At 49.3% G+C, this 17,090-nt stretch carries 17 protein-coding genes and 1 tRNA gene; 1 reads left to right on the plus strand and 17 read right to left on the minus strand.

Going from position 1 to position 17,090, the window contains the following annotated elements; all coding sequences use genetic code 11:
- Window positions 1-59: 59 nt before the first annotated feature.
- From SPIRS_RS06420 to SPIRS_RS06475, 12 genes are all read right to left on the minus strand, one after another.
- Window positions 60-1,046: an ADP-ribosylglycohydrolase family protein gene (locus SPIRS_RS06420; RefSeq protein WP_013253867.1), complete on the minus strand. Its 987-nt coding sequence runs from the start codon at window positions 1,044-1,046 to the stop codon at window positions 60-62.
- Entirely contained in the window at window positions 1,043-1,999 is a 957-nt protein-coding gene (locus SPIRS_RS06425; protein WP_013253868.1) for a carbohydrate kinase family protein, read from the minus strand. The genes SPIRS_RS06420 and SPIRS_RS06425 overlap by 4 nt, the downstream gene beginning before the upstream one ends.
- Window positions 2,000-2,001: 2 nt before the next feature.
- Window positions 2,002-3,081 (minus strand): ABC transporter ATP-binding protein, encoded by a 1,080-nt coding sequence (locus tag SPIRS_RS06430; protein ID WP_245537717.1) that lies wholly within the window; start codon window positions 3,079-3,081, stop codon window positions 2,002-2,004.
- On the minus strand, window positions 3,078-3,881 hold the full coding sequence (locus SPIRS_RS06435) for an ABC transporter permease (RefSeq protein WP_013253870.1): 804 nt from the start codon (window positions 3,879-3,881) through the stop codon (window positions 3,078-3,080). The genes SPIRS_RS06430 and SPIRS_RS06435 overlap by 4 nt, the downstream gene beginning before the upstream one ends.
- A complete protein-coding gene (locus SPIRS_RS06440; protein WP_013253871.1) occupies window positions 3,874-4,710 on the minus strand; it encodes an ABC transporter permease in 837 nt (278 codons plus the stop codon). Before SPIRS_RS06440 ends, SPIRS_RS06435 begins: the two co-directional genes overlap by 8 nt.
- 94 nt (window positions 4,711-4,804) lie before the next feature.
- Window positions 4,805-5,866 carry an ABC transporter substrate-binding protein gene (locus tag SPIRS_RS06445; protein ID WP_013253872.1) on the minus strand — a complete coding sequence of 354 codons (1,062 nt, stop codon included), beginning with the start codon at window positions 5,864-5,866 and terminating at the stop codon, window positions 4,805-4,807.
- Between the two features lie 58 nt (window positions 5,867-5,924).
- Window positions 5,925-6,491 (minus strand): GntR family transcriptional regulator, encoded by a 567-nt coding sequence (locus SPIRS_RS06450; RefSeq protein WP_013253873.1) that lies wholly within the window; start codon window positions 6,489-6,491, stop codon window positions 5,925-5,927.
- 108 nt (window positions 6,492-6,599) lie between these two features.
- Entirely contained in the window at window positions 6,600-7,511 is a 912-nt protein-coding gene (locus SPIRS_RS06455; protein WP_013253874.1) for an ABC transporter permease, read from the minus strand.
- Window positions 7,508-8,572: an ABC transporter permease gene (locus SPIRS_RS06460; RefSeq protein ID WP_013253875.1), complete on the minus strand. Its 1,065-nt coding sequence runs from the start codon at window positions 8,570-8,572 to the stop codon at window positions 7,508-7,510. Before SPIRS_RS06460 ends, SPIRS_RS06455 begins: the two co-directional genes overlap by 4 nt.
- Entirely contained in the window at window positions 8,562-10,079 is a 1,518-nt protein-coding gene (locus tag SPIRS_RS06465; protein ID WP_013253876.1) for an ABC transporter ATP-binding protein, read from the minus strand. Before SPIRS_RS06465 ends, SPIRS_RS06460 begins: the two co-directional genes overlap by 11 nt.
- A gap of 67 nt (window positions 10,080-10,146) precedes the next feature.
- Window positions 10,147-11,160, minus strand: coding sequence for a BMP family protein (locus SPIRS_RS06470; protein WP_013253877.1), 1,014 nt, complete (start codon window positions 11,158-11,160; stop codon window positions 10,147-10,149).
- A gap of 136 nt (window positions 11,161-11,296) precedes the next feature.
- Window positions 11,297-11,381, minus strand: a tRNA-Leu gene (locus tag SPIRS_RS06475).
- A gap of 110 nt (window positions 11,382-11,491) precedes the next feature.
- Here SPIRS_RS06475 and SPIRS_RS06480 point away from each other — a divergent pair.
- Window positions 11,492-12,058 (plus strand): DNA-deoxyinosine glycosylase, encoded by a 567-nt coding sequence (locus tag SPIRS_RS06480; RefSeq protein WP_245537718.1) that lies wholly within the window; start codon window positions 11,492-11,494, stop codon window positions 12,056-12,058.
- Between the two features lie 27 nt (window positions 12,059-12,085).
- Here SPIRS_RS06480 and pepF read toward each other — a convergent pair whose 3' ends face one another.
- From pepF to SPIRS_RS06505, 5 genes are all read right to left on the minus strand, one after another.
- Window positions 12,086-13,891 carry an oligoendopeptidase F gene (gene pepF / locus SPIRS_RS06485; RefSeq protein WP_013253879.1) on the minus strand — a complete coding sequence of 602 codons (1,806 nt, stop codon included), beginning with the start codon at window positions 13,889-13,891 and terminating at the stop codon, window positions 12,086-12,088.
- Between the two features lie 10 nt (window positions 13,892-13,901).
- The gene (rdgB, locus tag SPIRS_RS06490; protein ID WP_013253880.1) at window positions 13,902-14,501 is read right to left on the minus strand and encodes an RdgB/HAM1 family non-canonical purine NTP pyrophosphatase; all 600 of its coding nucleotides are present in this window, start codon (window positions 14,499-14,501) and stop codon (window positions 13,902-13,904) included.
- 51 nt (window positions 14,502-14,552) lie between these two features.
- Window positions 14,553-15,455, minus strand: coding sequence for a hypothetical protein (locus SPIRS_RS06495; protein ID WP_013253881.1), 903 nt, complete (start codon window positions 15,453-15,455; stop codon window positions 14,553-14,555).
- 94 nt (window positions 15,456-15,549) lie between these two features.
- Window positions 15,550-16,530 carry a DHH family phosphoesterase gene (locus SPIRS_RS06500; RefSeq protein WP_013253882.1) on the minus strand — a complete coding sequence of 327 codons (981 nt, stop codon included), beginning with the start codon at window positions 16,528-16,530 and terminating at the stop codon, window positions 15,550-15,552.
- A 79-nt stretch (window positions 16,531-16,609) separates the two neighbouring features.
- On the minus strand, window positions 16,610-17,029 hold the full coding sequence (locus tag SPIRS_RS06505; protein ID WP_013253883.1) for a hypothetical protein: 420 nt from the start codon (window positions 17,027-17,029) through the stop codon (window positions 16,610-16,612).
- Window positions 17,030-17,090: the final 61 nt, after the last annotated feature.

Genomic DNA, 17,090 nt, shown 5'->3' on the forward strand with positions numbered 1-17,090 from the left:
CACATTTTTTGTCAATGGGATGAACATGCTATTTCCAATGCAGGATTTGCATTCGGAGCTTATTCGATTAGCAAAAGCCGTTCGGCCAGAGACCTGAAGTCTATGCCATTTTCTCTGCCGATTCTTTCCTGCCAGCCATCGGGAATGGCAGATAGACCGGAGAAGGCCCCGCACAGTGCGCCTGTTATGGCCCCATTGGTGTCGGCATCGTCACCGATATTAATGACGGTAATCAGGCCGTCGCGAAAGCCTCCCTGTGCGGCATAAAAAACGCCGAGGGAAAGAGGAATCGACTCGTAGCTTTTCATGCCCGCACCTATATGCTGGTAGAGAAGATAGGCAATATCGGAAAGTGGACGATGCGTGTTTTCTTCCACGATTCGTTTTGCCAACCTGATTCTGACGCTTACCGAAGGAGCCGGGATGTCATGTCCGGCAGCCTCTCCCTCTTCTGCAGCTCCGGCGGCCGCCTCAATAATCTGCTGTGGCGTATAGCCCCCTTCTGTGGCAAGGGCAACGGCAACGGCAACGGCTGCCGTTGCGGCAACCGCAGGCTTGCTTCCGTGGGAGGGCAGGGCGGAAGCGATGGCGGCTTTAAGGCACGCTTGGGGTCTACCGTGAAAAAAGATGCCGACAGGAGCGACGCGCATGGCCCCGCCGTTGGTGTCCCCCCCCTCCGCCGCCTTTTGATAATCTCCTCCGGCTATGATCGTCTCGAGAAATTTTCTTGTGCTGGGGCCGATAACCGTGCTTTCGAGCATCTTCTTCTCTATTGCCCACTGTTTCATTTTATGTATGAAAAGTGCCTCGTCGAAACCCTTTGCCTCGCAAAGTACCTCGGAGATGATGAGGCTCTCTTCGGTATCGTCGGTCACCTCGGCTTGATGAAGCCCGCCGTGGGCGGTCTGCTGGCTTGCGGGAGTGAGAAAATCGTCAATCCGGCCATAGACATGTCGTATCGTATCCGGGGACATGAAAGAGGCAGGCATGCCCATGGCATCTCCTATGGCTGAGCCGATGAGGCACCCGGCGGCTTTATCAATCATACTCTCAACTCCTTTCCGTTTGTTACTATCAATTCGACATCATCAAGAGAGAAATTCCCGTGTGGGCCCCATATCCTGGTGGCAAGGGAACCACAGCCGTTGGCGATCTGCAGAGAGCGTTTCAGCGGGGCGTCTACCGAGAAGCCGTAAAGCAGTCCCGACGCAAAGGCGTCTCCCGCCCCAGTGGTGTCGATACGTTTACCGGCATAAGGCCATACATGCAGCGTTTCATTTCCGGTGTAGGCCGTTACACCTCTCATCCCCTCTTTTCGTATGACAAGCTCCACTCCCAGATCAAGGAGATAGGAAACAATTCCGTTATCGACGCCTATACACGTTCCCAGACGCTTCAATTCTCCTTCGTTAGGTGTAATACAAAAAGCGAGTTTGAGGATTTCCGTAAGCACCTCTTTTCCAATGTTTTCCACAAGGGCCCCGGGGTCGAAGAGGATGCGGGTGCCGCCGTCTTTCAACCGTTTCAGGGCGTTGAGGATGGGCTCCCGATATTCCGGCTCCTGAAGGTAATAGCCGGTAAGATAAAGAAGGGATGTCTCTCCCCTGAGCCGATCGGAAATCATCATAGGCCTGAACACCGATTCCGAACCCTTTCGGGTAAGAAAGGTACGTTCGCCCTCGTCATCAATGATATTTATGGAGAATCCGTTTGCCGCACCTTCTTGTCGAAGGATACAGGCTTCGGGTAATTCTTTCTGCCTGATATAGTTGATGAGAAGCTGATCTTCAATGCCATCTCCGATCAGGGAAACGATGTAGGGATTGAGGCCGAGATTTTTCAGGGTCACCGCGGCATTGAGAGCACATCCCCCGGGAATGGTTTGGGCACTCTTGATTAAGGTATCTGTTCCGCGTTCCGGATAGTGGCGCACCTCTAGGTAGATGTCTCGTATCAAGCCGCCCATGACAATGATCGGTTTTTCATCTTGTTTCGTCATTACTATTCCTTTTCCCTTTCTAAGATCAAGGTGCTTTCCGGTTCCCATGAGAGAAAGACCGAGTCCCCGGCAACGAATTTTCGCTGCCCTGCAGAGATGTTCTGCTGCTGTACCTTGATCTCCTGCCCAAGGGCCCTGATCCTAAAAATCGAGAGGTTTCCGGCATAGGTAATGAATTCGATCTTCCCTCTGATTGCCTGATGCTCTTCCCTATCCGAGATGGTGATCTTTTCAGGGCGCACCGATACCGTGCAGTGTGTGCCGTCTTCCAGAAATTCATCGCACCGGAAAGGTAGATATTGCTTTTCATCCATCATGAGCAGATACCCATGATTTCCTTCGCGCCTTACGACCCCTGGAAAAAAGTTTGCCTGGCCGAGGAAGTCTGCGACGAAGCTGTTTTTTGGATGTTCATACACGGTATCCGGTGTATCAAGCTGGACAATCTTTCCCTTTTCCATAACGGCAATATAATCGGACAAGGTTAAAGCCTCTTCCTGGTCGTGGGTCACAAAGATGGTCGTGATTCCAACCTCTTTCTGGATCTGTCGAAGTTCAACCTGCATTTCGACCCGTAGTTTTTTATCGAGAGCCGAAAGGCTTTCGTCGAGAAGGAGCAGGCTCGGCCTGATCACCAGTGCCCTGGCAAGGGCAACCCGTTGCTGCTGACCGCCCGAAAGCTGCTTCGGTTTCCGTTTCTCATATCCGGTCAACCGAACCATTTCCAGGGCTTCTGCAACCTTCTTTTTTATCTCGCTATGATTGTGGTTCCTCTGTTCCAGACCATAAGAGACGTTTTGTTCCACGCTCATATGGGGAAACAGGGCGTAGCTTTGGAAGACCATGCCGATATTACGCTTAAAGGTGGGTATCCCGTTTATGATCGTGCCGTTTAAACGGATGCTGCCCCCCTCCGGCTTTTCGAACCCCGCTATCAACCTCAGGGTTGTTGTTTTTCCGCAGCCTGATGGGCCCAATAGGGATAGAAAGGATCCTTCCTCGATATCAAAACCAATGTTATCCAGCACCGTAGTTCCGTCGTAGATTTTACTTAGCTCTCGCACTTCCAAATATGCCATCATGCATCTCCCTTGTCACTTTTGAAAAGTGCCCTGATTGATGATCTCATCACCGCCGCCGTGACTGCGATTAAACTCAGCGAAGCGAGCAGGATGATGGTTGCCACCGCGTTCATCTCCGGTGTGAAGCCGAACTTTATCGAAGAATAGATCTCCATCGGCAGGGTTGTGGTACCCGTGGGAATCAGAAAATAGGAAATAACAAAATTATCAAAAGAGATCATAAAGGAGAGAAATCCACCGGAAAGCATGGCGGGCAGCATCATCGGAAGTGTGACCCTGTAAAAGGTCGTCCAATCGCTGGCTCCAAGGCTGCTCGATGCTTCCTGGGTCTCCTTTCCCATATCCCGGACACGGGCAATAATGACCAGTGCCGAGTAGGGGAGGGAAATAATCAAGTGCCCTATCAAGAGGACAATAAAATTCCTATCCAAGCCTAAACTACGCAAAAGCAACAGAAGGGAAAGCCCCATGATCAGCCACGGCATCGTAAGCGGCAGCATAACCAGAGACTGCATGGCCGTTCGCGTCTTCCTTCCTGCAAGGTTCGTTCCAAGAGCCAGGGATGTGGCAAGAATTACCGACAGTACGGCCGTAATGGCTCCGATCCAGAGGCTATTGATGGTTGCCTGAAGAATTTTTTCATTCCCTGCAAGGGCCTTGTACCATTTGAGGGAAAACTCTATGGGAAGAGCGTTGTATTGTGACCTATTGAAGGACATCACCATGAGGACGATGATCGGCGTGTAAAGAAAGAGTAGGAGCAGGCCTGTGTATATCCATCCGAACAATTTCTTAGCCATTGATACGCACCCCCCGCTTTCGCAAGGCGGAGAGAATTCCCATTGAGGCGAGTACCATCACAAGGAGAAGGAAGGCTATCGCCGAGCCGAAATTCCAACCGTAAATCTCGAAAAACTGGTCTTCGATGACCGTCCCTATGACCGATCCTTGCGTGCCTCCCAGAATTCTCGGCTCGACGAAGCTGCCCAAACAGGGTACGAACACCAAGATGGCGCCGCTTATGATGCCCGTTTCGGTGAGGGGGAGAATAACGCGGCGGAAGGTCGTAATGGGCCGTGCTCCGAGACTGCGTGATGCCTCCAGCAGGGAATCATCTATCTTTTCCAGGGTCATGTAGATGGTGATGATCATATAGGGGCAGAATATATGGACCAGCCCGATAATGACCGCCGTCTGTGTAAAGAGGATACCCAATCCCTCTCCCGAGCTAAGATGCACATGCTGCAATGCGATATCAAGTATTCCTCCGTCCCGGAGAAGATTCATCCAGGAATAGGCGCGAATCAGTTGACTCGACCAGAAGGGGATAATGATGAGCATGAGAATGATGTTTTTTCCCTTTGCAATGAGCTTTGCCAGAATAAAGGCCATAGGATAGGCAATCAACAGGCTGATCACCGTAACCAGAAGGCTCATTCTCATGGTTTTGAGGGTTAGTTTGAGATAGAATGATTTGCTGAAAAATCTGGCATAGTTCGCCAGGCCTACAAATCCGCTGCCGTCGTCGCCCTGAAAGCTGTATGCGAACATGATAAACAGCGGTACAACGGCAAAGCTGATGAGCATGAAGGCCGACGGGCTTAATAAAAAGATTGTTTTCTTTTCCATGATACTACTCTGAAGAAAGATCCATGGCGGAACACTAGTAAAGGACCAAAGAGCCCGGCTCCCAAAAGAATCCGGGCTCACCATAACAAGACTATTACTTGGCCTTGACCTCCTGCCACAGCTCATTCCACTCGGTCTTTGTGCTGTTGTCCCGGTAGGCGATGAAGAAGAGCTTATTGATCGCATCTTCTCCAAGATTGTTCTCCTTCACAAACTGCGGATCCAACTCCTCTGCAACTCGCTGATTGACAGGTGCCGGGCCTCCGCTGGTAACCCATGCCTTCTGAAACGCCTCTCCGATCATGTAGTTGATGAATGCATAGGCCATATCCTTGTGGGGGGCATCTTTCACGATCGCCCAGTTGTCGACCCAGCCGATTGCCCCCTCTTTGGGAATCACGTATTCGATAGGTTCTCCGTTGAGCTTCATGGCAGCTGCCTGACCGCTCCACATCATGCCGACGGCGATCTGCTTGTTTGCAAAGAGCTTTGAGAATTCATCACCAGTCTTCCAGTAGGTTCTGTTCAGGGGCTTTTGTGCGATAAGTTTTGCCTTGATCGCCTCTAAGTCGGAGGGATGATTTGGATCCTGGCCGAGGATGATTGCGGCAGTCATGACAGCATCGTTGTAATCGTCCCGAAAGGCAATCTTTCCTGCATAGTTCTGGTCCCAGAGCACCGAGATGGTATCAACCTTTTCCTGTATCATATCGCTGTTGTAGGCAATGGCCGTAGAACCCCATACCCAAGGAACCGCATAGAGCTTCCCGTTTTTGGAATTTTCAGGGAGTTGTCTGAACTTTGCAAACACATCGCCATAGTTGTCCAGTTTTGATGTGTCTATCGCTTCGATAAGCCCTTCGTTGATCGCCATGGGAAGGACCGAAGCGTTTGGCAGAACCACATCGAATTTCCCTATTCCACCTGTTCGAAGTTTGGTAAGAAGTTCTTCCTCCGAGGCCATATATTCGTGTACGATTTTACAGCCATAGGACTCTTCGAAATGACGAATGACCTTTTCACTGTCGGATCCGTAATCCTTCCAGTTCACGACGACAAGAACATTTTCATCTTTTGATGTCTCCTGGCTTCCTGCGGCATAAAGCGAAAAAGAAACCAATACCGACATCAATACGGCAATCCATTTTGCTTTCATCTACCTCTCCTTTTGTTTTTCCGCATGTATTACATGCAGATAAATTCCCATACAAGCTTCAACGGCTTATTGTCGTCATCATGTTCAGCGCCATCCTTGGGCTGTAGAGCACGGAAACCTCCCTCATCACCCGATATAATGATGATGATCCGAAATCGTAGCGATCGATATCGGGAAATTGCGTCAAGGAAATGAGTGAGGTGTCGATGGTCCGATAGTGATTGCCGAAATCATCCATTATTCCTCTTGCCCTGATTAATCGTAATCGTTTTTCCCCCTTGCCACAATGTTCGATCTCATTGGTGAGAACAATTGATGTCGGCTTCTTACCAAGAGATGTGACATAATCGGTAAAACCGTTGAAATTCCATATGCTGTAAGTGATCTCCCGAATACTGACAAATGAGCCCTTCCCTCGAATTTTCCTTACAAGTCCTTCCTGTACCAATTCGGATAAAGCGCGTCTTATCGTTTGCCAGGTAACATCGTACAGGGAGGCAAGCCGAGGCCCAGAGGGAAGAGGTTCACCATCCTCATACTCCCCCTTGAAGATCGCATCTTTCAGGATCTGTTTCAACTGCAGATATAATGGTATCCCGCTGCTTTTTTCTAACATTGCTTCCATGTTGTTTGCTTGTGTGTACAAGTTCTATTATATATGTATGTTCTTTACGGGTCAAAGACAATCAAGAACGACAGATCACATCTTGTGATTCTGCCGTTCTTGAAGGGTTTAATTTTCTTTAACGTATGAGACGCCGAGTTTCGCAGGAACGTTGAATTGCTTTCGACTTATGGTAAGTATGATCGTCAGGATATAGGGAAGGGCGATGAACACCTCGTTCGGTAGAAAGCCTCCTCCCGAAGATTGCATATAAATTGCAATGGATTCGGCGACACCGAAGATAAGTGCTCCTATAATTGCGCCGATGGGATTCCAGTTTCCGAGAAAACAGATGGCAAATGCAATCCAGCCCCGTCCTCCTATAATACCTTCGGTATACATTCCCAGATAGACAACAGAGTAGAAGGATCCTGCTATTCCTCCAAGCACTCCGGCAATCAGGATGACGAGCATACGTACTTTTTCTACACTGATACCTACAACATCAACGGCAACGGGATTCTCTCCGACTGAGCGGATGACCAATCCCACCGCGGTTTTAAATAAGATGAAATAGGCGGCAAGGGCTAAAAGAAAGGCTATATAGGTGAGGATGCTTTGGTCAAAAAGAAGCCCTCCAATAACCGGTATTTTCGACAAAAGCGGAATAGGTAACTTTTCCAGCGGTTCAATAGTCAACGGTAGCAGTGGAACCCCAAAAATGACACGATGAAAAAAAGCGACGATTCCCGCTATGAAAATATTAAGCGCTGTTCCCGTTACGATTTGATGCTGCTTGAGAATGATGGTGATCCAACCGTAGATAAGTGCAACGCACAAACCCAAAAGGGCCGCAAGAAAAAAGCCCATCAGATAGCTTCCTGTTGTGTAGACACCGACAAAGCCGCCCCAGGCTCCGATGAGAAAAATCCCCTCCACAGCTATGATCATTACCCCGGCACGTTCCGCGATAACCTCGGCAGTGGCACCAATCAAAAGAGGGGTACTCATCAAAAGTGCACGTGCTATAATGTTAATCATCGCTTTACTCCGGTTTTCAATTTTGCAATATCCCGACGAAGCTCCAGCTTCTTTCTTACCCAGAAGGATAATAGGACGAATATCATGACGAAACCTTCCATGATACCAATGATACTGGAAGGGATGCCTGAGGTCTGTCCGAGAATCGATCCCCCTACCTTCAGGGCCCCGAAGAGGATTGCGCCGAAAATAATGCCGATTGGGTGGGCGTTTGCCAGAATGGCTATGCCGATTCCTTCCGACCCTATCGTGGTATTAAAATCTTGAACCAGCATATGCTGAACCCCGTTTACCTCGGTGAATCCGGCCATCCCTGCAAGTGCGCCACTTATGAGGAATGCAATGATGTAAATCCTACCGGATTCTATGCCTGCGTAGCCGGCGGCTACGGGATTCAATCCTACAACACGGATCCGAAATCCTATCGTTGTTTTGTAAAGAAACCACCAGCAGAAGATGGCGACCAGGATTGCTAGAATGAAACCTGCATGAAGCCTTGTTCCATGGATGATTGTCGGAATAAAAAGTTTATCCGCAATTGGGTTTGTCTGTGGATATTCATGCTTTGCTTCTATCAGTACTGTTCTGAGCAGATAGTTCATCAACGCAAGGGCTACATAGACGGACATCATACTAACCAGAAAATCGTTGGCGTTAAAACGGGCTTTTACAAAACCGACAAAGCCCCCCCATATGCCGCCTGCAAGAGCCGTTACGATAAGAATGAGAAACAGAGAAAAAATCCCCGGTAACCTCGGCCCGAGCAGCAGTGAAGCGGCAACCGATGTAAGGGCCCCGATATAAAATTGTCCCTGGGCTCCAATATTGTAGAGGTTGGCCTTAAAGGTAAAGGCGAAGGCGAGGGCAGTGAAAATAAGAGGAGTAGCTTTTACAAAGATATCGGCGAAGGTGTATCCGTCCCGTACCAGAAACGAAAAAAGGCGTCCGTAGACTGAGAAAGGATTTGCCCCTAAGAAAAGCATGAGCAGCCCGCTTACAAATAGCCCGAGAAAAATAGAAAGGAAGGAAGATACGATCAGATCTCGCATGTTAGGGTTCATGCTGTTCCTCCTCTGTGATACCGGCCATAAGCAGCCCCACTTCCTCGATTGCGGCATCCTTTCGGTCCATCGTTTGCAGAAGCTTCCCATTGTAGATGACAGCTATTCTGTCGGAAAGGGCGAAGATTTCCGACAACTCCGTCGAAATCAGTAGAATACTTTTCCCCTTGTCTCGTTCTGCAAGAATCGTCTTATGCACATAATCGATTGCCCCAAGATCGAGTCCCCGTGTCGGTTGATCGAAGATGATAAGCTTTCTGCCGATATCGACTTCCCGTGCAACAACCACCTTCTGCTGATTTCCGCCGGAAAGCCCCTTCACCTGCTCTTCCCGACCTGAAGTTTTTATTGAATAATCGCTGATTGCCTTGTCGGCGTAGTCGTTGAATCTGTTCCGATCGATAACGATACCTTTGGCCGCGACCCTATCAAAACTGCTTTTGAGGAACATATTCTCCCCTAAGGACATATCCAGAACAAGACCGACCGCATGCCTGTCTGCATGTACGTATCCAATCCCTTTCTTTATTCGTTCCCGCACGGTAAGATGGCAGATACTCTCTCCGTCGATTCTGATATCACCCGAGTCTGCAGCCAATACGCCGATGATGGCATCTCCGAGCTCTTGTTGACCGTTCCCGCTCACTCCTGCGATGCCCAGAATTTCACCTTTTCCGATGGTAAAGCCGATATTGTCAAGAGCCTTGTGTCCTCGCTGATCTGTGACTGAAAGCCCATCTACCTCAAAACCTGTGCCTGAATGCGAACGTCTGCGGTTTTCCAAAGGAAAAATTTCCTTCCCAACCATGAGTGACGACAGTTCATGCTCATTGGTACCGTTCTTTTCCAAATCCCCCAGCACCGCTCCATTACGCATGACAACGACCCTGTCTGCTACTTTCATGACTTCGTTCATTTTATGGGTGATAAATACGGCGGCGTTCCCCTTTTCCACAAACTGCCTTACAAACTGCATTAGATTATCGGCTTCCTGGGGTGTCAAAACCGCCGTGGGTTCATCCATAATCAGGAGCTCAACATTCTGATAGAGAGCTTTTAGGATTTCGACTTTTTGTTGCAGCCCGACCGGAAGGTCTTTTACATAGCTGTCGGGATCGACATCAAAGCCGTAATGGTCGGCAAGGTCGATGATGCGCTGCCTTAAGTCCTGGTTATTAAGGATTCCGTGAAGACTTCCCATTACGATGTTTTCCGTAACGGTATGGGGAGGTACAAGTGCAAAATGTTGCTGGATCATACCGATTTTTTCCCCCATGGCATCGCGTGGAGACGTTATATTCGTTTTCCGACCATTAATGAAAATTTCTCCCTCTTCTGCTTGATAAAGGCCATAGAGGATTTTCATTATCGTACTTTTTCCGGCACCATTTTCACCCAACAGTGCTAAGACTTCCCCTTTGTGAATCGAGAAAGAAACATTATTATTGGCAACCACTTTTGCAAAATATTTGCTGATCCCTTTTAACTCTACAAATGGTGTATCCATATAGTTTCCCTGTGGGGCCTAAAAAAGGTCACCGACAGTCGCCGGTGACCTGGGTCGATAGCTTGTGCTAAAATGAACCGGAGAACATCGATTCAAAGTCGACGTTCCCTGCTATTGCGGCTTGTGTGGCATCGTCCACTGCCGTTTTTATTTCCTTTGGGATACTTTTCCCATAGTAGGGAACAAAAATGCCTTCGGCCAATCCTGCTTTGTTTACCTTACCGCCTTCAAGTTTACCGGCCAGATAGTTCCCAACGGCCCATTTGTAGAAAGTGGCGAAATCAAATCCGATACTTGCCAGAACGGTATCGGGTGCGACATTGTTCTGGTTGCTGGAGAAGCCGATGAACATGGCTCCTTTTTCTTTTGCCGCCTGAATGGCGCCGAGACCAACTTGGTTTGCATAAAAGAAGAGAACATCGGCGCCGTTGTCGATCATCGTTTCGGCCATCTGCTTTCCAAGAGCAAGGTCACTCCAGGAGTTTGCATACGCTCGTACCGCTTCGATGCTCTTTCCCCGCTTTTCCTGCGCATACTGCTTTGCCGTGGCTTCATATACATCAAGCAAGTCTATCATTGCTTTGTTTGGAAAACCGCCGACCGTTGCAATCTTTCCTGTTTCGGTAAGATAACCGGCAATGATACCAGCAAGATAGCTTGCCTCGTATTCTTTGGGAAAAATAGGAGCAGCGTTTTCCGATTTTGCCATTAAACCGTTCACGACACAAAAGGTGGTGTTTGGATACATGGGGGCGATTTTATTGGCAGCCTCGTCGAATTGGGTACCTGCGGCCATAATGAGGTCGTATTCCCGTTCGGCATAATTTCTGAACGTCGATTCGTAATCGCCGGCCGGAACATTTTCGATGTATTCCATATTGGTGCCCAACTCTTTGTTACAAGCGACAAGCCCCGCATAGTTTGTCGCGTTCCAACTTTGATCGTTAATGGGACCGGGAAGTATCAGGACGATTTTGTAGTCGGCGGGTTTGCTTTTTTCCCCCGAAGCCTCTTGGGCCCCTCCTGCAAACAATATCCCCCCCGAAAGGAGGATGGCTAAAAAGGCACTGATTTTTTTCATATGGCCTCCTGTTGTAAGATGTTGCATAATTATCATCCCAAAAAATACGCTTGTCAAATTTAAAGAAATCAAATTTCAAACCATGGATTTTACAACAAAAAAAGCCGATCGAAACGAATTCGATCGGCTTTTCGGCTGCTGCAGAGAAGACTTGAACTTCCACGGAGTCAACCTCCACTAGCCCCTCAAGCTAGCGTGTCTACCAATTCCACCACTGCAGCTTGCAACGTGGGAGAAGATACAACAAGTTGGGTCCATCTGTCAATAGATTTTGCTGTTTTCTTCCTGCAAACGGCTTTCGCTTTCTTGTGTCAGAGGATAGGCTATGGGCATGCACCATGAGAGACGACTGGATGACATTGCGAGCGGAAAGATTGTCGCTAAGGGGTTTCCCCCGCTCATCGGCGATACGCCCAGAGTTCTCATCCTGGGGAGTATGCCGAGCCTTGAAAGTCTGCGAACGAACCGCTACTACGGAAATCCCCGGAACCATTTCTGGCCTCTGATCTTTGCAATCTACGGCGAAGTGCTTCCCGATTCATATGATTCACGGACAGCCTTCCTCAAGGAGCATCGCATTGCCCTCTGGGATGTACTTGCCTCGTGCCGACGAAAAGGAAGTCTTGATTCGGCTATTCGGGAAGAGGTGTACAATGATCTGCTTGGCCTGCTTTTCAGCTATCCAACCATTACAAGCGTCTGCTTCAACGGACGAAAGGCCGAAACAAGTTGGCTCCGCTATAGCAAACTGAAAGGCGTAGCTGCGGAAAAGCTTCGACCGCTGCACTATCTTTTACTCCCTTCATCAAGCCCGATTCCGACGGGCTTGATGAAGAGCATGGAGGATAAACTGCCGCGCTGGTCACAGCTTCGGCTTTTGTCCTCTCCCGCACCCTGAGCAGGGCACGGGAGAGGAGCTGGCCGATTACACCTGCTTTTCGAGACGCTCAAGGATCACTTGAAAGCGACTCAGAGCTTGGCGTATCGGTTCGGGGGATGCCATGTCCACCCCTGCATTTCGAAGCGATTCGATTGGATAATAGCGCCCGCCGCTTTTCAGAAAAGAGAGGTAGCGATCCCGCTCTTTTTCCCCGCCCGACAAGACCATGTTAGAGAGGGCCATTGATGCAGCGAGCCCCGTGGCATACTTGTAAACGTAGAAGGCCCGATAAAAGTGTGGAATGCGGAGCCCTTCAAGGTCGCTTTCTTCGATGAAGACGAACTCCGGACCGAAATAGTCGCTCAAGAGCCCTCGGTATATATGTCGAAATTGGTCGAGGCTTAGCGGCTTGCCGCTTTCCACCTGCTGATGCACCAGAAATTCGAATTCAGCAAACATGGTTTGCCGAAAGAGGGTGGCTACAATGTCGTCCGCTTGTTTTGCCGCTATGTAACCAACCATCTGACTGTTTTCTGCATGCTCGGTCAGGTAGTGGGCCAAGAGCTGCTCGTTAAAGGTTGATGCCACCTCTGCTTCGAAGATGGTGTATTGATAGTGAGCGAAGGGATTGCTAGCCGCCGAATACCAGGAGTGCATGGAATGCCCCCCTTCATGGGCTATGGTGAAGAGGTCCCTAAGCACCTCCTGTTTGTAATTGAGAAGGATATAGGGATCTCCCGCATATGATCCGGCGGAAAAGGCTCCAGAGCGCTTTCCTTTATTCTCATAGCGATCGACCCATCCCCCGAGAAGTCCCTTTTTAATGGTGGCACAATACTCCTCCCCAAGGGGACTAAGGGCATGTGTAACGGTCTCGACGGCCTTTTCATAGGGGTAATCCGTTTTGATATTGCCGATGATCGGGGTATAGACATCCCAGTGGGCCAATTCCCGGAGCCCCAGGGCCTTTTTCTTGAGCGCGTAGTAGCGGTGCAGGAGGGGAAGGCTTTCTCTAACCGTTGCAAGCAGATTATCGTAGACCGCTTCGGGTACCTGATCGGGAAATAAAGCCTTTTCCCTGGCCGAACCATAGCCTTTCACCCTGGCAAGATAGATGTCTTGCTGAATGCTGCCTTCATAGAGCGTTGCCAGGGTGTTTTTATGCTGATTATATACCGAATAGAACTGACGATAGGCCTGTTCCCTGATTTTTCTGTCGGGGTCTATAAGAAATGAACCAAAGGTGGATTGGCTGAGAGGCTTTTCACCATCGTTTGTTTCTATGGTGCCGAAATCGAAGTCGACATCACAGAGGTTGGAGAAGGTACGGCTAGGGGTCTGCCGGACCTCGGCCTGCATTGCAAGCAGTCGCTCTTCCGGCTCTGAAAGGGTATGCTCCCGAAATCGAAGAATCTTTTTAAGGGCGACTTTATAATCGGCAAAATCATCGAGCTCAAGCCAGGCCGAGATCTTTTCCTGATCGATTGTCAGCAGCTCCGGGGTAAAGAAGCTTGTTTCCGCAGCAAATCGGGTTGCCAGGGCCATGTAGCGGGAAAAGCGCTCCTGATGCCCGCTGTTTCCTGCATCCTCGCAGGTTCTCAGATGGGCCCAGTAGCCAAGTCGTTCGTCAAGAAGTTCGAGCTCGGTGATGGTATCGAGGTAGCGCTTCAGTTGCTCCGGACCCGTTCCGAGACTTCCCTTAAAAGATTGCAGGGTGGAGAGCCCCGCTTCCAATTTCGCATAGGCATCGTCCCAGCCCTTCTGGTCGGAGAAAAGGGAAGAGAGATCCCACTGGTCGGTCTCTGGTATTGCCGACCGTTCGGGTATCGTATTGCGTTGTTCACTGCTCATAAAGGTCTCCTTATGCGTTGTTTCGTAATGAATCCAAAATGGCGGCCATTCGCATCCCTGCACGGCCCCGATGGCTGATCCTGTTCTTTTCATCGTCGGAGAGCTGTGCCGCCGTTTTCCCGTATTCGGGAAGAAAAAAGATCGGGTCGTAGCCAAACCCTCCCTCGCCGGAAGGCGCTTCTGCTATCTCTCCCGGAAAGATTTCCTGAACGGTAAAGATCCTTTCCTCTCCAACAATCAGTGCCATGCAGCAGACAAAAAAGCCGCGTCGTTCCTGTACCCCTTGCATCTTGTGAAGGAGGTAGTTATTGCGCTCAGCAGCTTCCATGTTCGCTTCTCCCGGACGGCTTCCATATCTGGCCGAGTAGATTCCGGGTTCTCCTCCCAGGGCCGGTACCACCAATCCCGAATCATCGGCAATAACGGGCTTTTTCAGCTGAGTAAAAAGGGCTTGAGCCTTCCCCAGTGCATTTTCCATAAAACTTGAACCGATCTCTTCGTGTTCAAAACGAATTCCCGCCTCTGCCGGAAGTTTGAGTTCCCAGCCGGTTAAAATGGCCGAAAGTTCTCTTACCTTGTGCATATTATTGGTTGCCACAAACATATTCATGAGCAAACAGTAACGCAGCGGGGCCTTTTGTGCAAGAAAGTCGATCCGGTCTCATGCGGCGTTGGACTCACCATCACTTTCATCGTCGGCAGAAAAGAAATTCTCAAACGAACAGTGAAGGTAGTGAATGGCGGAACCCACGGTCCCTTTTGGAATGCCGATCACCTCGGCAATCTCAGACTGGGTAGGGTGCCAGTGCTTGTTTCGTAACTGGACATCCAGTTTTCGAATACGCTCTTGTTGGTGTACAATCGCTTCCCGTAAGGGCGTTCGTTCTGCCGGATCATTACATTCCCACAGCTTTATTTCCAGTTCGATCATTTTTGCGAAGGCGCTGTTTCTTCGCTCTTTAAGCTGATGATACCGACTCTTCCGTTCTTCGATGCATGCCCGCAATTGTGTGACCATATCAACTAACGTATCTACACTCTTTCCCGTTATTTCTGATAGCTTCCCGATAAGGGGATCGTCGAGCATCTCCGCCTCCCGCAAGGCCAGCAATAGTATTTTCTTGGGGGAGGTCGTTTTTCTGATGGAGCCGTAGTCGTTCGCTTCCTCAATAAAAAAAGCGTTTTGATTTGGATATTCGGCAGCGAACCATTCACGTTTGAGGTCGTTCTCAAAGGAGGCGTAATGATAGCATCGGCACAGGAGCTCCCTCTGCCGTTTCCTTGCCACCCTGCATCGGATTGCTTTGCAACGCAAGGTGATTGTTTTGGACAGATAATGTTCCAGGGGGTGACCTTTGTATTGGAACTTTTGAAGCATTGCCGGAATTTTATCGAAGACTTGCTCAACAAAGGCGGTCATACATGCATCTTGGTCCCTAAACATATGACATGCTATCTCGTAGCAGTAAATTTCGGTTTCGTTCTTCAATGTGTTCCAGGGAACCATGCCTTTCTGATGAAGAAGATACAATTCGGTTAAGGTTTTGTGCTCATCTTTTTTCATTACGACTCCTTTTGAATTTTTTGAGGCATTATGCAAAAAGTGTTCCAAAAAAGAAGGCGTTTACATGTAAATTATGAAAGTTCCTTAACGAATCTTAAGAATACATTGTTTCAATAACTGATAAAAGCTTGCGTTCCAGCTGATTCCTTTGCTCTCTACTGCGAAAACTTGCCGCATGCTTGTGGCCTCCTCCGCCGAACTGCTGGGCGACTGCACCGACATCCAGCACAAGATTCGATCGAAGTCCGACAGAGATTTCCCCGGGCTCCTCATCGCGGAAGAATAGAACGGCATCAACCCCGGCAACGGCCTGAAGTTGTCCGTATATGGTGTCGGAATCTCTTTCACCGAAGCCGAGCTCCTTTTCATCGTCGACGGTAAGGTAGCTTGTGAGTACCTTGCCCCCGACACGAGGCTGAGCCCTGTCAAGCACTCTTCCTATCAACTTTTTCGAAACAAGGCTTCTGTTCCCGTACATCGTTTGATATGCATCCTTGGGGACGGCTCCATAGCGGCAGAGTCTGGACGCGACGCTGAGGATTTCCTCGCCGCCATGTGTTACATGTCTGAAGAAACCGGTATCGGTTGCAAGGCCGAAAAGCAGCAGCTGGGCTTCCTCGCTAGTGGGGATTCCTCCGAGCCCTTCAATCAGAAGAAGTGTCAAATAGGTTACCGAAGGAGCTCCCGGGTCGATGCAGGATGCCGCACTAGCTACCGGATCACCACCGGAGGCATGGTGATCAAGGATCAAGGTCGGCAATCCCTCGATCTCTTTTGCAAGATAGCCGACCCTGTCGATACTTGAACAATCAACGATCACGGCTGCCCGTTTCGAACCTTTTTCCATCGGTGGCACATGATCGGCAACCCTATCTGCAAGGTCGTTGATTTCTGCCCTTCGAAAAGGGCCCGATGAGAGGGCATTGGCCCGTTTCCCCGATCTATTCAAAAATGATGCCAAAGCAATCTGACTTCCGAGACAATCCCCATCCGGATCTTCATGACCGATAATCAGAAATTCATCAAAACTTTGAAAAACCAAGAGGAAAGGGTCCGGTATGGATCCTATTGGCATAGATACTCCTTATGCATAAAAAACCGCCCCAGGGGGCGGTTCACGGCCGACTTGACCGTAGGCCATACATCTGAAAGCTTTAGAACTCCAGACTAAGCGTTTCCACATTGAAATTGCTATCGATATCTCCTAGAGTACTGGCGTCTCCCCACGAGGTATCGTTCAAGTCCTTTTTAAGATAGAGTCGTATGTGATCAAATTGGCCGTCTTTCCAGAAAATGGAAAAGTAGGGGTATGCGGGATCGCTTCCCAATACCAATTCCGCCTTCGGGATTTCGCCGCTTTGACCGGCGACGGCAAACCAAGCCTGCGGGATATAGAGAACCTTGAACTGAAAGTCGTTCGTCATGTAAACGACACGATAACCAAGCCTGTGGTTATAGACCTTGGAAATGGGAACGGTCTTGACGAAATATGGGGATTCTTCAGCCGCCACGGACGACAGAGCTACAATTGTTAATAGCGCGGCGAGAAGGGTAATGGTTATGGCTTTTTTCAAGACACTTCCTCCTTGTAGACAACCTGGTATAGAGTATATCGTTTCCGAACGATGAAAATCA

This window comes from Sediminispirochaeta smaragdinae DSM 11293, from assembly GCF_000143985.1.
In the GTDB taxonomy this organism is placed as follows: domain Bacteria; phylum Spirochaetota; class Spirochaetia; order DSM-16054; family Sediminispirochaetaceae; genus Sediminispirochaeta; species Sediminispirochaeta smaragdinae.